Raw genomic sequence first — 16,090 nt, 5'->3', positions numbered from 1 at the left:
AAGCCTTATTTTTTCAAAATTGGAAGAGCAACAAAACGATTTTGATCATTTGTTCGCACTTGTAAGAGTATAGCCTTTCGTCCTAACTGCTGAGCATTTTTGATTGTGCTAACAATATCAGAGACTTTTTTAACCGGTTTATTATTTACTGTCACAATGATATCTCCAGGGCGTATCCCTTTATCTGCAGCATCTGAATCGGTATCGACATCCGTTACCACAACCCCTACACCATCATCAGAAGGTATAACAATCAGACCATAATCTTCCAATGTTTCATCTAAATCACCCCGTTCATTTGAATGTTTTGAAGCCTCTTTCTTACTTTCATCTTCAGACATTGAAGCGAGTTTAACCTTGATACTTTCCTCCTTACCTGATCTCCAAATCCCTATGGTTACCGTTTCTCCTGGTTTAATATTTGCAATACGTTTCGCCAGATCACGCGCATCAGCAACCTTTTCATTATTCACGGAAATAATTACATCACCCGCTTTAATACCAGCCTTTTCTGCCGGCCCTTTTAACGGATCAGTGACCAAAGCACCTTTGGCTTCTTTCAAACCTATTGAATCGGAAATCTCCTTTGTTACCGGCTGAATCTGAACACCTAACCAACCACGTTGAACTGAACCTTTTTCAATAAGTTGTTGTACAACCTGTTTTACAGTCGCTGCCGGAATAGCAAAAGCAATCCCAACATTTCCTCCAGAAGGAGAAAAAATTGCTGTATTAACCCCAACAACCTTTCCATTAAGATCAAATGTTGGGCCACCAGAGTTTCCTCTATTAACAGCAGCATCAATCTGAATAAAATCATCATACACACCAGTGCCAATATCACGTCCACGTGCAGAAACAATACCTGCTGTCACAGTTCCACCAAGACCAAATGGATTCCCAATGGCAACAACCCAATCCCCAACACGAAGCTTTGAATCATCACCAAAATCAACATAGGAAAATTTTCTTTTATCACTTACTTTTAATACGGCAAGGTCGGTTTTGGGGTCTTTCCCAATAAGCTTTGCGTTCAATTCTGTACCATCATCAAGAACAACAGTATAACTTGTTCCGTCAGAAATCACATGATCATTGGTTACAATGTAACCATCAGACGAAATAAAAAAACCCGATCCAAAAGCAATAGGACGGAGTCTCCGTGATTGGTGGGGAAATTTATTTTTAGGTTTATCAAAATCATAAAACTCTTTAAAAAATCTTTTCAAAGGATGTTGGTCTGGTAATTGATCAAATCCTGGACCACTAAAAAAGTTGCTAAAGAACCTATCTTCTTTCTTTTTATTGCTCTTTACTTGTACTGCTACAACTGCTGGTTTCACTTGAGCAACAATATCGGCAAATCCCTGTTGTTGCATTAACGAAGTAAATACAGAACTTGCATGAGCCTTTGTCATCAACAAGCTTGATGTACATCCACTAAAAAACAGTGCACTTTCCAATATCGCAGAAAAACTCACTGCGACAAACGTTTTAAAGAAAGCCTTTTTAATCATTTACTCTATGCTCCTATTCAATTATACCTTTATTCCAATTGCGATCACTTATAAAATACTAGACCTTACCGTTTTCTGTCTAAATTATTAAAGTTTTGTAAGGTTTCAGTATCCCCTAATATAATTATAATAAGATTGTATGCTCATTGCAGATGAGCCGATTTTTTCTTTTATGTAACATCTTTTTTAATGCAATGGCATTTTTGACTGTCTTTTTCATTCAGATAACTCATTATTTTCTCATGATTATTCCGTTTTAAGTGGAAAAATATGATATTTGTGCCAATGATGATGATGATCAAAGGCGAAAACCATAAAAACCAAGTTATTTTATTCAATGGTGGTTTCAAGAGAATAAATTCACCATATCGTTCAACAAGAAAGTCAGTGACTTGCTGGTTACTATAGCCCATTTTTAGCCTTTCCCGAATTAAAAGCCGTAAATCACGTGCTAGAGCAGCATCTGAATCATCAATTGATTGATTTTGACAAACCGGACAACGTAAATGTGATGAAATATGGCGTGCTCGCGCTTCAAGAACCTTATCCTTTAAAATCTCATCCGGCTCTACTGCTATTGCTAATCGAAAAGGAAACGTTGCAATTAAAAAAAATAAAATCCAAAGATTTTTTTTCATCTCAATGTCTTTTCCAAAAATTTAAAGCAAGCAGTACCCTATTGTACATGCCAATGCGAAACCAATACCCCAGAAGAGAAAGACATCCGCCTACAGCCATCATGAATGCCCCTAACCAAATACATATTACATAAGGCTTCCACCATATGTGTACAACAAGACCCCGATTATCGGTATGCCCTGGTACAATATATAGCTGCGATAAGCCATGATTTTGAAGACCAACTTCTGTTGTTGATGTATTTTGGCTTGAATAAAATCGCTTTGAGGCTGTTACATGACCCACAATGTTTTTATTTTCATATATTTTAAAATAAAACTCCATTGCCGAATAATTCGAACCAACACCTTCATACACTGCATCAAAATGAAGCGTTTTATCCGCTATCGTCACCCTATCCCCTACGTTCATGATTAAAATACGTTCTTGCCCAAAACTTGCCACACAAACAATACCAAATAATGTAACACCTAATCCCATATGTGCTATTGCTGCACCAAAAGTAGACCATGGCAATCCAAGAAATCTCTTAACGCGTATTGAAAAAGCTCTCTTGCCATATCCACTCTTTCCCCATAGATCCGCTAAACTGCCTAGAAAAACAAACGCTGAAAGCCCAATCCCTAAAACTGCAAAGATATCACGCAAAGATGTCGCATAAAATATTATAAAACAGACGATAGCAGCCAATACAAAAACAAACCATAACCGTTCAAAAACTGCAAGAAAATCACCGCGTTTCCATGCCGTCATTGTTCCAAACGGAACAAACAACAACAGCAAAATCATTAGCGGTCCACAGGTAAGGTTAAAAAAAGCAGCCCCTACAGAAATTTTTTGTCCTGTTAATATCTCAATAAAATAAGGATAAAGCGTACCAATCAATACTGTTGCTGTTATTGTTGTAAGTAACAAGTTATTTAAAACAATAAACCCTTCACGTGAAATTGGTTGAAAAAATCTTTCTGTTTTTAAAATAGGGGTGCGCAAAGCAAAAAGAAGAAAAGCCGCTCCCGTAAAAAAAAATAAAAGCGCAAGAATTGCTTGCCCCCGTGCTGGATCAACAGCAAAACTATGAACAGAAACTAAAAGCCCCGAACGCACAAGAAAAGTTCCCATCAGAGAAAGAGAAAAAGTAAGCAGCGCTAAAAACAAAGTCCAACTTTTCAATATTTCTCGTTTTTCGAGAACAAGAGCAGAATGTAAAAGAGCCGTTCCTGAAAGCCAAGGCATAAACGAAACATTTTCAACAGGATCCCAAAACCAATAGCCCCCCCATCCTAGCTCATAATAAGCCCAATAGGAGCCAACCATAATACCCAATGTTAAAAAACACCAAGAAAGTAAAAGCCACGGACGAATCCCACGCGCCCAAACTCTATCAACATGTCCCATAATCAATGCCGCAACGGCAAAAGAAAAACAGAGTGAAAAACCAACATAACCTAAATAAAGTAGCGGTGGATGAATTGCTAATGCGATATCTTGTAAAAGAGGATTGAGACCATTTCCCTGCAATGCTGGTGGATTCACACGTAAAAATGGATTGGATACAAAAAGAATAAATAAAAGAAAAGCACTTGTAATCCAACTTTGGCAAATTAAAACAAGCGTCTTAAAATCTTCTGGCAAATGTTGGCTAAAAAAGGCCATCAATGCACTAAAAAAAGCAAGACTTAAAACCCATAACAACATAGAGCCTTCGTGGTTGCTCCAAACACCGGTAATTTTATAGAGCATCGGTTTTTCTGAATGAGAATTCTCAACAACGTTCAAAACAGAAAAATCAGATACAACATAAGCATAAATTATCACTAAAAAAGATAAAAGCAGTAATGTAAAAGTGATATATGTTAGAGGAACAGCTGTTTGCATTAACAAACGCTCTCTCCACCAAAAACCTAAAGCAGGTAAGAACGCCCCTAATAAGCTTACTGAAAATGCTGCAGCTAAAAAAATATGACCCAGTTCGACAAGCACACTCGAATTATTTCTCCATAATGTAATGTTTTTTTAAACGATCAGCTGTTTCTTTAGGCATATAAGTTTCATCATGTTTTGCTAAAATACGCGTCCCTACAAAAAAACCCTGTTTATCGAAATGCCCTTCTACAATCACCCCCTGACCTTCACGAAAAAGATCCGGTAAGGCACCGTTGAAAACCACTTTTTCATGTTTTTTGTTATCCGTTACAAAAAAAATAACGCCTCTCTCTCCAACATATTGAACAGTCTCCTTTTCAACAAAGCCACCCAAACGCAAAGGGCGCCCCGTTAAAATATCTTCTCTTGTAATTTCAGAGGGCATTCTAAAAAAACTGACCGCATGACGCATTGCATACACTATAAGACTTGCTGCAACTGTCATAACCAAACAACATAATAATATGATCAGCAAGCGCTTTTTTTTTCGCTGCTCTAAAATAACCTTCAACGAAGAAGAATTCTTTAAAGATTGACTTTTCATAGACACTCTACGAAAAAATTAAATATGTTATAATGAGTATCGATATTTCATTTTTTAAGAGCTTTGCACATCTTCTACATAGGTGCAACTTTTTATCCAATACCTCACCTTTGCTAACAAGCTTATCAATATCTTTCTTCCTTTTTTAGTTTTACAACCAATTTTTATTTAACCTATAACCACTTATATCACGCTCTTTACATTCTTCATTTCTGTTCTTCAATCTTCTTCACAAACACCTACTTCTAAGAGATTACTTCTCTTGTCTTTCTAAACAGCATTTCTCTTTATATTTCATCATCTCAATTGGCGATGATTGCTTTTCTTTGTATGCTCACTCGATAAATCATGTAACTGAATCATCATTTTTTTAACACGTGATTGTCCTGAAAAATTTTCAGGCATTGTATCAAGAAAGCTTTGTAAAAATTGCACTGCCTGCGCAGTTTTTCCTGCTTGATGCAATGCATCGGCCAACAATAAACGTGGATAAAAATCTGTTGGCGCTAAATCTGCTGCTTTTTGAAAAGCATTTTGTGCTTCTTGTGTTATCACTCCCCCTTCATAACCAACCAATGCTAAACCATATCCTACAAGCCTTGGAGCTGTTTCTCCATTCAAACGAAGTGCGTCTAAATAAGTATTCACAGCCTCTTGAAAAAGGCTTTCTTCGAGATACCCTACCGCTAACGCATCTGCTAGCTTGCCATCATGAGGTGCACGGAAAAAAAGCACTTGTAAACGAATAAGCTTTTCTTGCTTACTAAGAGTTTTAGGATCCTTATCCATTAATTCGCTAAAAAAATAACTTTTCACTTCTGGACTGCCTGTCAGCCCATAAATATTCCATGTCATAAGAAGAACAAATAAAATACTTAAAGCCTTAAGAATATTTCTTTTTTTATAATGCATATAAAGCTTGTTAAACTCAATCGTATGCTTATGACTTCTATAACCATCCACGGTTTGAACTTTCCATTCTTTCTTTATCTCATCGTCAAAACGTAGTGAACGAAAAAGAATACTTGCCAGAAAAGTCAGAAAAAATGCTGCAAAAATTAATAAGAGCATATCACTTTTTTCCAATACGAACAGAGAATGTCTCGCTTACATTTTACCCTCTTCATGAGAAGAGTGATGTGAATTGATAAAAATTCATTTTTTCATGGAAAATATTATAAAATCTATTGTCCATTTTTCTTGTATATATCAACTAAACAAAGAAACTAAAAACAATGTTTCCCTACTCTTTATGTATTATCTGAAAATACTGCTTTACAAACTTTATAGACATTTCTTGCTTAAGGAGAAAATATGTTATTCTCCCATCTTAGGTAATAAAACTTTTGCATACAACCCACCCAAATCAGAACGTGATAAAAAGAGCTTGCCACCATATTCACTGACCATATCTGAAACAATTGCTAGCCCTAAGCCTGCCCCTAGTTTACTTTCATTAAACCGCCGCCCTCTTTTTAATGCTTCCTCCATTTTGTCTTCTGTTAAACCAGGGCCATCATCTTCTACAAAGATACTAAAATATTCTGTTTCTTCAACATTTTCTTCTAAACAACAAGAGATCAAAACCTTTGCTCGAGACCACTGAGTAGCATTTTCAATCAAATTCCCTATAATTTCTTCTAAATCTTCCTTCTCTCCAGAAAAAACAATATCATCAACATCCATAATAAATTGAATTTGTTTTTCAGGATTAAGCTTTTTCATAACCCGCACCAAACGTTCAAGCACACTGCGAACAGACGTATGATAGACAATACTATCGCATTGTGCTGCAATCCGCGCACGCTGAAGATAATGATTGATTTGAGCTTGCATTATTTGCGTTTGCTCTCTCAACAAACAAGCCTTTTCTCCGCGCATCTTATCTGTCTCATTCATAATCACGGATAGAGGCGTTTTCAATGAATGCGCAAGATTACCAACCTGTGTGCGAAATCGCTCAATAATACGCTGATTATTATTAATGAGAGCATTCATCTCTTGTACAAGCGGCATCACTTCGCTTACTAAATTCGTATTCACATAGTGAACTCTTCCTTCGCGAATATCATTCAATGCGCGTCGAATAAGCTTCAACGGTTGAAAACTAAAGAAAATAATAGCAATATTAATAAGAACACTCCCGATACCAAAACTCCAAAGAAAAATTTGCAAAGTTCGCTTAAATTCCTTTACTTGGGCATGAGCTTCATCGATATTCCCAACAAGCCGAAAACGTGCAATATGATTTTCATTATCAAGAACAACATCACTCTCAATCACTTGTAGCTTTTGACCATTGTTCCCCTTTATCCGATAAGAGCGAAAGAACTTATTGTCAAAAGGTATATCAACATCACTTGGTGTAAATATCTCGCCTGTTCCCAATGAGGGGGATGTCAATCTTCCTTTTAAATTATGAGATATCGCAACAACTTCCCAATACCATCCTGTTGTTGGATCAGAATAACGAATATCATCAATCCCAGCCCCTCCTCTCAAAGTACCTTCCGATGACACCGTCACTGTTGCAATAAGACTGTAGAGTTGAGCAGAAAGAATACGCTCTAGGCTTTGTTCAGTTGAACGTTTATAAAATAAAATACTTACTGCAGAAATCGATAAAAGAGAAATAACAACCCATAATGTTGATAAGACCATAACACGTAAACTGAGAGATCGAGTAATTACAAAAAAGAACCTCCTACACCAATTATTCTTTTCGAAAGTATTCATTAATCACCTAGCGTTCTCACGCGATACCCCATTCCTCGAATAGTTTCAATCAAATCCACTCCAAGCTTTTTCCGTAACCGACCTACAAAGACTTCCACCGTATTCGAATCCTTATCAAAATCCTGATCATAAAGATGTTCAGTAAGTTCTGTTCTTGAAATGACCCTGTCACAATGATGCATGAGATACGAAAGCAGTCTGAATTCATAAGATGTTAGTTTAATCAACTGACCATCCACAAAAACACGGGACGTCTTCGTATCCAACAAAACATTTCCGCAACATAATGCACTTGTCGCATGTCCCGTAGCGCGACGAATTAATGCTCGTAAACGCGCCATCACTTCCTCCAAATGAAATGGCTTCACAACATAATCGTCAGCCCCAGCATCAATACCGTGCACCTTATCAGACCAACGGTCTCGCGCCGTTAGCATTAAAACAGGCATGGAGTGCCCTTCTTGACGCCATTTTTCAACAACACGAATACCATCAATATACGGTAAACCTATATCAAGTATCACCGCGTCGTAAGACTCTGTGCTCCCTAAAAAATAAGCCTCTTCACCATCGAAAGCACTATCGGAAACATATCCTGCACGTCTTACAGCTTCTGCTAATTGATGATGAAGATTCCGATCATCTTCAACGATTAAGATACGCATCACAACACCATCTGCCAAAGACTAATCAGCAGGAACAAAAAACTCAACACGACGTAACTTTTCCCCATTACGGGCTGGTACAACAATCACAATTGCACACATGCCCTTTCCATCCTGAACAACTGGGTTTGAACGGACGAGAACCCCGCTCTCTTGCGCAGCAACCTTCTTACCTACTTCAGCACACCCAGAAGCTAGAACAGAATCTGCTCCTAAAAAAGCTGCTATTATTACGAACAAGAATTTTTTTTTCATCATAAATATTTCACTAACCCACCTCTTCTCTTCCTTGATAAAGGATAAAAGAAATAATGGCTTTTTTGGGTCGATTTAAAAATCACAAATGGAAATAATTTATCCTCTATCTTACAGAAGAATGCATTAACATTACTTTAAATTTTTAAAAACTCAAAATAAAATATTTTTAATAATGAGAATAAAATTTATTAGATAAAATAATAAAATCTTAATACACTATCTTACGAAAAATGAATAATTCTAAAATAAACTCTTTCTCTGTTAGCACTATAGCAAAAAAATACTTCTACTCCATATAATTATCGTAGATTTGTTTGGTTGTATTTCTTTGCCATAGGCTCTCTTTAAATGTTTGATTTTTTTAAAAAAAAGAAAAGGCAACACCGTAAGCCATTTCACAGTCCTGCTCTCATTGAATTAGACGCACGATTAGATACAGCGCTTTATCACATTCGTTCTGCTAACAGTTTTTTCTGGAAAAAGGCAAAAATCATCTCACAAAATTTTCATCTTCAAGGATGGAAACGTTTTATCGTTGAAGTTCTCGATGAAATACTGACATTAGGGTTGATGGGATTTACTCTTTTCACTATTTTGGGCATTTCTGTTTTTGAACTGACCAAAACAGATTGGTCTTCTCCTAAAAACTTTTCCATTCTTTTTCTAGATCGCTATGGAAATTCCATTGGGCACCGTGGTGCACTGCCGGCAATCTCTGTCCCCGTTGAAGAAATGCCTGACACTGTCATTAAAGCGGTTCTTGCTACAGAAGACCGTCGTTTTTTCGATCATTGGGGTATTGATTTTCAAGGACTTACACGGGCAATTTCACAAAATATGCAAGCTAAAGGTGTAGTGCAAGGTGGTTCAACTCTCACACAACAATTGGCTAAAAATTTATTCTTAACAAACGAGAGAACCATAACACGTAAAATCAAAGAAGCTTATCTTGCTCTTTGGCTAGAAGCAAATTTTAGCAAAAAACAGATTTTGCAACTTTATCTTGACCGCGCCTATATGGGAGGAAACAATTTTGGTATTGCAGCAGCTGCAAAATTTTATTTTGGAAAAAACATACGTCATGTATCTTTAAGTGAATCTGCTATGTTAGCAGGACTCTTTAAAGCTCCAACAAAATATGCTCCTCATAGTCATCTCTTTGCAGCTCAAACACGTGCCAATGTAGTCCTTTCTAATCTTGTTAATAGTGGCTTTATGACGAAGAGCCAGATTATCAATGCGCATCGCCACCCTGCTAGGGCACTTCCCCAAATAGAAAATAATCAGGCTGATTATTTTCTTGATTGGGCATTCGAGGAAGTCAAAAAAATGCGTAATCAACTTCCAAGCCATAGTTTAATTATTCAAACGACCCTTGATCCGAATATTCAAAAAGCAGCAGAAGAATCAATTGCATATCATTTACATCAATATGGTCAACAATATCGCGTAACACAAGCTGCCACTGTTATACTCGATAATAACGGTGCCGTATGCGCAATTGTTGGAGGACTAGATTATAAAAAGAGCCAATTTAACAGAGCGACACAAGGCGGACGGCAAACTGGTTCTTCATTCAAACCTTATGTTTACGCAACCGCACTGGAACACGGACTTTCTCCCTCAACAATCGTTTTAGATTCTCCTATTAATTGGGGAGGTTGGACACCCAAAAATAATTCTGGTCGTTATTTGGGGAAAATTGATTTAGCAACAGCTTTAGCTTTTTCCATTAATACAGTCCCTGTGTATCTCACCTATCAATATCTTCACCGCGATACCAAACCCATTATAGATCTCATCAAGAATATGGGGATTAACGCGCATATTTTATCACACAAAACGATGGTTCTTGGCACTTCCAACATGACCCCCATGGATCAAGCAACTGGCTTTAATGTCTTTGCGAATGGCGGGATAGCTGGTAATCGGCATGGGTTCATGCAAATCAGAACAATCGATGGGCATGTGGTATGGGATTTCGAGCATAACGGAAATAAGTTACACCGAGTTCTCAGCAGACAATCAGCTGCCTATATGAACCAAATGATGGTAGGTGTCACAACACGAGGGTCTGGTAAGCGTGCTGCTCTGCCCATGACTCTTGTCGCTGGGAAAACTGGAACATCACAATCCTATCGTGATGCTTGGTTTGTTGGCTTTACAGGCAATTATACTGGAGCGGTATGGATGGGAAATGATAACTTTTCACCGATGAATCGTGCTTTTGGGGGTGGCGTTCCTGCCATGATATGGCATCGCATCATGCTTGCTGCACATCAAAATATCATGCTCAAACAGCTCTATGGTGTTAAAGATTCTCTCCTTTCTTATCAGCCCCCAGTACTTTCTTCCCATGCAGATTCTGAATTTTTTCCCCCGATACCCTCTACGCTTTCTCCTGAAACATTAAATATCGTGCGATTGATTAACAAAGATCTGAAAAAACCATCTGCAATTTCTTTGAAGATGAAAACAACTGGAGATTCAACATTTTGAATTCAAAATATTCTATGATGTTTTTTAATATCACCATTTTCTTTTTTATCTTCGCTTTTTCTATTTTATGTGGAAAATTGAGTGTCGATTATGTACTCAATTCCTTTCATCATTTTGGACTCTTTAGAATTGGAAAATGGAGTGCTTATCCACAAATGGGAACCGCCAATATGGATCCTTATACCCGCGCCCGCACCGCTAAACAAGGCATTGTTTCACTCGGACGTACTGAAGGTATTCAATTCCAGATTTGGCAAGATAACCAAGGGCGTCCACTCCACCCTCGCTGTCATTATTTGCTCAAAGGCACCATCCCTGAAACCCGTTTTTCTACCCTTTATACAGCTGACAAATCCCTAAAGCCCTATACTTCATCCAAAGAAATACCTTTTGAACTCCATACGAACGCTGTTACTTATGAGCGTGATGGCTCATTACACATCAATATTTCACCTACACCGCAAGCCGGCAATTGGCTTGCAACAGTTAGTCAAAAAGAATTCGGGCTTATTCTTACCTTATACGATACCTCAATCATCTCTGCAACGGCGTTACAAAAGCTTACAATGCCATCAATAGAACAAATTCCATCAGGACAAATAAATTGTGACTAGATTCATTTATATCGCACTTCTTGCAATCATTGGCGCTATTATCGTTCATATTTTCGTTCTCTTTCTAATCCCCTATTGGGCACAAAATAATATATGGACAGCACTTAAAAAATCCGGCGCCCCTTATCAATTTGTTGCTTTTACTCCCGATAATCCTATTCAACAATCTGCTGATCCACTCTTTCTTCTTAAAGTCTGCAGATTTAATCTTGAAAATGGACCTGTTCATTTAAGAGCTTTGAAAACACGACAATTTTGGTCACTCGCTGCTTACACACACAACGGAATTATTTTCTATAGCCTTAATGACCGAACAGCCCCTGATAATACACTCGATCTTATTATTGGAAAACCAATACAAATAATAGAACTCAAAAAATCAAAACCTAAAAAAAATGCCAATTCAGTTTTGGTTGCTAAAAATTTGAATGAAGGTTTTGTCATTTTACGTATTTTTGCCCCTTCTTCACTTGCAAAAAAGGAAAGTGAATTTTTCCTTTCATCTGCAACCTGCCGCATATTTTATGAATAAAAACGGTCTAACCTCTCATTTGTACAACACCTTACTTTCTATACAAAATAAACGAAGCCTATCAAAATGGTTATCTTTTTCCTCTATTAATCGAATATTCGAATTCAGGTTTGTCTGATTGTAGATCCCTAAATTTTTTATTGAGATAGAATGAAATCTCTATTGCACATCATCATATCCTATTTGATACGCATCATCTGACAGAAAAAACTCCCCGCAATCAGAAGAGAAAAATCAAAATTCTAAATAAATATGCTGCTAACAACCGTAAAACTTGTTATTTGAGTTTATTTCTTTTTATTTACAAACATTCCCATAAAGTTCGCATCAATGACATGATAAACTATAGAAAAAATACTGATTACCTTCAATGAAGTGCCAAAATAATCGCTGGAAACTTATAAGACATTACGCATCCTTGACCTCAAAAATAAGTGCTTTATTTTTGTTTTATGAGCATAAGCTTTTTGTAAGATATACACTCTGAAAAAACTTGGCTTATAGTTTACAATTGAGGGGAAAAAACTTCATGAAGAAGAGATATGTTCGGTTCGTTTCAAGAGCAGCAGTATGGTCCCCTCGATTTGGTGGATTGGCGTTCTTTATTTTATTATTTTCAGTCATTTTACAACGTTTTTCCGTCATTAACGTAACCGACTTCATAATTTTGATAGGTATCTCTACTGGCTGTGTGATTATTTCTCTTTTTCTTGCTGTAAAAACACTTTACAGCTTATGGGTCTATGGAGCCCTAGGGGGAATGAAAGCTTTAAAAGGGATCATTTATTCATTAATAACTGCTACACCATTGATGTTATTTTTTGGACTTTGGTTTACCTTACCGGCTCTTTACGATATTTCTACCGACACACAAAGCCCGCCAGCTTTTTTTCGCACAATACGTCCCAGCGATGCTTTACCGCTCAAAATTGTTTTGACTGAACAAGCAGCAATACAGATCTCACAATGGCCAGAAATGTCAGGGCGCCGTTATGATGGTTCACCTGATCGTATTCGCGAATCTGTTCTCAATGTTTTAGCAGCCTATGATTGGCCTGTTGTGGCACAACGAGAGTTTAAAGGTGAAGAAAATGCGCTTTATATTGAAACAATGGCAAAAACTTTTTACCTTGGTTTCATTTCAGACATTATCATTCGTTTAACTGATGAAGGGGATACTACTTTTGTTGATATGCGTTCTGCTTCTCGTTATTTGCCAAGAGATTTGGGGAAAAATGCTGCTTTTATTATCGATTTTATGGATGCACTTGATACAGAAATCGCCTCACTTCCTCTTTCTGAAGATAATGAGTAGAGGTTAGAAGTATAGTAAGTTACATTTACTAAATTAGCTTATTTCAAAAATAAATTTTGAGACGTGCGGAAACGCACAAAACAGTTATCGTCTCTCGACGGCCATAAGCATTACTGACAAGTTCTTTAAACACCCAAAAGCAACTTATAGCCTCTTTTTAGCGCGTGACATATAGATAAAATATTTGAATTCAAATTCTAAACTTAAATACTATAATTGATTTTACATATATTTTTTATGCTCAGAAATCGCATCATAAGAGTAGTCAAGAAGACTTCTCTAATAAGGAAATTAAGCATTTCTTACAGGCTTATTTTTCCAATGAAAATAGAAAAATACACCCTCATCAAGAAAGATGAAATACATTTATCATAAAATATGATGCATATGTAATATAGTTACAGAAAAAATCAACAATAAAATACACCTAAATTCATCTATATTTTAAAATAAATTATTATTGCAATTTCATAAAAATTTATAATTACAAATAATAGAAACTTATTTAAATGAAAATCATTTTTTATAAAACATAATTTAAATATAAATGCTAATATCTAATATATTTAAACGCAACATAAATAAAACAAAACGTCAAAAATAACAAAAAGAACCACCCAAATGTCTTAATCGCTTCCTTTATACTATTTTTCCAACTGTCACCACTGTATCTATAAATTAATAAAAATGAAAATATAAAAACAAATACTGAAAATAAAATATCAAAAACATTATTATATAAAGATAATAAATAATCATTTTTCATATAAATAACGTATACAAATAAAAAATGTTATAGAAAGTAATATAATAAATATAATGAACAAAAATGTGCTTAATAACATTTTTTTCACAATTTCTTTGTTACTATAACCTTTAAATTTATACCGTAAAAACATGGCATAGAAAAATATAAAGAAAGCACATGTAGAAGATAATAATTCTGCAATAATACGAATAATATCACTCATAAAAAATCCAAATTAAAAATATAGATAACAAATAAAATTTCAAAATTAACCTATAATTATAAATTAATAATCATTGTTCATAGAAATAACGTATATAAATAAAAAATGTCATAGAAAATAATATAACGAACAAAAATATTCTTAACAAAATTTTTTTCCAAATTTCTTTTTTACTATAACCTTTAGATTTATAATATGAAAACAATGTATAGAAAAATATAAATAAAGCACCTATAGAAAATAATAATTCTACAATAATACGAATAAGATCATTCATAAAAAAATCCAAATTAAATATATAATTTTGTAAAATTATGCACCTAAACCTTCCTGTCAAGTTTGTAGACACATAATTATGCCTACAAGCTTGTTCATTTTAGAAATATCTGCTGATTTTTATATTAGCGATAACATCCATAGGCTGTATTTCCTATACCTGTGGCAAATCCTACTGTAGAGCCAACTCCTCCTCCTAATGATAGACCTTCCAAAGCGCCTATTGGTCCTCCAACTGACCACCCCATAAGTCCACCAACTACCACTCCCATATCATGTCCCCTATGTCCCATTGAAAATCCTGCAGAGAGATAATCTCCAACAGTACACCCAGGTCGTGATCCACTGCTTGAAAAATTCATTGATGAAATATTTGACCACGTATTAGAAACATGAGACCAACCATTAGAAAAACTAGAACCAAATGGACGAAACATATAAAACCTCTTTAATTATTGTTAAAAATAACTGTATCACAACGATACAGTGGAAAATTTATTATTGTTCATTTTAGCAAATGTAAAATATAATTTGTATAAATAACAATAAAAATACTGTACAAATAATAAATACATTATGTTTATATTATATTTATAAAAAATGTATATTTTGTATAAATATAATACTATTTACAATACTGTTTAAATATGCGACATCCATCGCTCTTTCTCTTAAACAAAATCATAACTTCAAATGAGTCATTCACAAGAAAAACCAGTATCATTCTCTTGGTTTACAAAAACAACAAAGAAATATATTTATTATGTCATCGAACTCAGTTGCGTTGCTGTTGTTTTGCGTTTGCTGGGCTTGGTGAATCCTTTTATTTTTCAAGCGATTATCGACCGTATTCTCCCTTTTCAGCGTATTGAAAGTCTCTATGCTATTGTGGTCTTGATGGTTGCTATCATGCTGTTTAGCACTGCTCTTAGCACTCTATCAGGCTACTTAGGAGCTTATTTAGCCAATCGGCTTACGCTAGAATTTGGACGGCGCATTTACACCCATCTTTTAAGTCTCTCCTTGCCCACTTTACGCCGTTGGCAAGTGGGAGAATTGTTTTCACGTATTGGAGAGGTTGATACAATTCGCGGGTTTCTAACAGGAACCATCGCCACAACTGTTCTAAATGTTCTCTTTGCCATTATTTATATTGCTGCACTCTTTTCCATTAGTCCAAAACTGACCTTTATTGTCCTTATCATTTTACCTTTACAAATGGGTTCTTTAGCGCTAGTCGGTCCCTTCTTGCGCCGCCAATTACGCCGTGCTTTCACTCTGCAAGCTGTCCATAAATCGCGCCTTATTGAAAGTTTTACCAATCTTGAAGCCATTAAAGCACACGTAAAAGAATCTGCTCATACGATACGCATGCAAGAAACTCTAGCCCGTAGTTTAGATCAAAGCCTTACAACCAGTAAATTGCATCTTCTCAATGGAGCCATGAGTCATATTTTTGGTGATCTTTTCACTATTTTTATTATCTTTTTTGGTGCTCAAGCAGTTCTTCAAAACCAGATTACGCTAGGGCAACTTATTGCCTTTCATCTCCTCGCTGGAAATGTTTCTGGTCCTATCTTAAGCCTTGCATCCCTATGGGA

General features: G+C 35.9%; 14 protein-coding genes. 5 read left to right on the top strand and 9 right to left on the bottom strand.

The window, feature by feature from the left end:
- Positions 1-5 precede the first annotated feature (5 nt).
- The 8 genes from ACFIJ7_RS06465 to ACFIJ7_RS06430 form a co-directional block, all read right to left on the bottom strand.
- Complete coding sequence (locus tag ACFIJ7_RS06465; RefSeq protein WP_375635734.1) at positions 6-1,517, bottom strand: Do family serine endopeptidase; 1,512 nt, start codon at positions 1,515-1,517, stop codon at positions 6-8.
- A 170-nt stretch (positions 1,518-1,687) separates the two neighbouring features.
- Positions 1,688-2,155 carry a cytochrome c-type biogenesis protein CcmH gene (locus tag ACFIJ7_RS06460; RefSeq protein WP_375635735.1) on the bottom strand — a complete coding sequence of 156 codons (468 nt, stop codon included), beginning with the start codon at positions 2,153-2,155 and terminating at the stop codon, positions 1,688-1,690.
- A gap of 1 nt (position 2,156) precedes the next feature.
- Positions 2,157-4,136: a heme lyase CcmF/NrfE family subunit gene (locus tag ACFIJ7_RS06455; RefSeq protein ID WP_375644857.1), complete on the bottom strand. Its 1,980-nt coding sequence runs from the start codon at positions 4,134-4,136 to the stop codon at positions 2,157-2,159.
- 7 nt (positions 4,137-4,143) lie between these two features.
- On the bottom strand, positions 4,144-4,623 hold the full coding sequence (gene ccmE, locus ACFIJ7_RS06450; protein ID WP_375635737.1) for a cytochrome c maturation protein CcmE: 480 nt from the start codon (positions 4,621-4,623) through the stop codon (positions 4,144-4,146).
- 297 nt (positions 4,624-4,920) lie between these two features.
- Positions 4,921-5,694: a tetratricopeptide repeat protein gene (locus ACFIJ7_RS06445; protein WP_375635738.1), complete on the bottom strand. Its 774-nt coding sequence runs from the start codon at positions 5,692-5,694 to the stop codon at positions 4,921-4,923.
- Positions 5,695-5,940: 246 nt separating this feature from the next.
- Positions 5,941-7,359, bottom strand: coding sequence for an ATP-binding protein (locus ACFIJ7_RS06440; RefSeq protein WP_375635739.1), 1,419 nt, complete (start codon positions 7,357-7,359; stop codon positions 5,941-5,943).
- Positions 7,359-8,024 (bottom strand): response regulator transcription factor, encoded by a 666-nt coding sequence (locus tag ACFIJ7_RS06435; RefSeq protein WP_012754861.1) that lies wholly within the window; start codon positions 8,022-8,024, stop codon positions 7,359-7,361. Before ACFIJ7_RS06435 ends, ACFIJ7_RS06440 begins: the two co-directional genes overlap by 1 nt.
- 21 nt (positions 8,025-8,045) lie before the next feature.
- Entirely contained in the window at positions 8,046-8,282 is a 237-nt protein-coding gene (locus tag ACFIJ7_RS06430; RefSeq protein ID WP_375628179.1) for a hypothetical protein, read from the bottom strand.
- A 348-nt stretch (positions 8,283-8,630) separates the two neighbouring features.
- Between ACFIJ7_RS06430 and ACFIJ7_RS06425 the strand changes: the two genes are divergently transcribed.
- The 4 genes from ACFIJ7_RS06425 (at position 8,631) to ACFIJ7_RS06410 (ending at position 13,242) form a co-directional block, all read left to right on the top strand.
- Positions 8,631-10,781, top strand: coding sequence for a transglycosylase domain-containing protein (locus ACFIJ7_RS06425; protein WP_375644856.1), 2,151 nt, complete (start codon positions 8,631-8,633; stop codon positions 10,779-10,781).
- Between the two features lie 17 nt (positions 10,782-10,798).
- Positions 10,799-11,395 carry a DUF1214 domain-containing protein gene (locus ACFIJ7_RS06420; protein WP_375644891.1) on the top strand — a complete coding sequence of 199 codons (597 nt, stop codon included), beginning with the start codon at positions 10,799-10,801 and terminating at the stop codon, positions 11,393-11,395.
- Complete coding sequence (locus ACFIJ7_RS06415) at positions 11,388-11,927, top strand: hypothetical protein (RefSeq protein WP_375644855.1); 540 nt, start codon at positions 11,388-11,390, stop codon at positions 11,925-11,927. Before ACFIJ7_RS06420 ends, ACFIJ7_RS06415 begins: the two co-directional genes overlap by 8 nt.
- 529 nt (positions 11,928-12,456) lie before the next feature.
- Positions 12,457-13,242: a DUF1499 domain-containing protein gene (locus ACFIJ7_RS06410; RefSeq protein ID WP_375644854.1), complete on the top strand. Its 786-nt coding sequence runs from the start codon at positions 12,457-12,459 to the stop codon at positions 13,240-13,242.
- Between the two features lie 1,372 nt (positions 13,243-14,614).
- On the opposite strand, the gene ACFIJ7_RS06405 is transcribed toward ACFIJ7_RS06410, so the two are convergent.
- The gene (locus ACFIJ7_RS06405) at positions 14,615-14,926 is read right to left on the bottom strand and encodes a hypothetical protein (RefSeq protein WP_375644853.1); all 312 of its coding nucleotides are present in this window, start codon (positions 14,924-14,926) and stop codon (positions 14,615-14,617) included.
- Between the two features lie 256 nt (positions 14,927-15,182).
- Here ACFIJ7_RS06405 and ACFIJ7_RS06400 point away from each other — a divergent pair.
- Positions 15,183-16,090, top strand: a 908-nt coding sequence (locus ACFIJ7_RS06400; protein ID WP_375644852.1) for an ABC transporter transmembrane domain-containing protein, incomplete at its 3' end; no start/stop codon positions are given.

This window comes from Bartonella sp. MR100HLJHH (assembly GCF_042194215.1).
In the GTDB taxonomy this organism is placed as follows: Bacteria; Pseudomonadota; Alphaproteobacteria; order Rhizobiales; family Rhizobiaceae; genus Bartonella; species Bartonella grahamii.
This window is presented reverse-complemented; position numbering and strand designations above follow the sequence as displayed.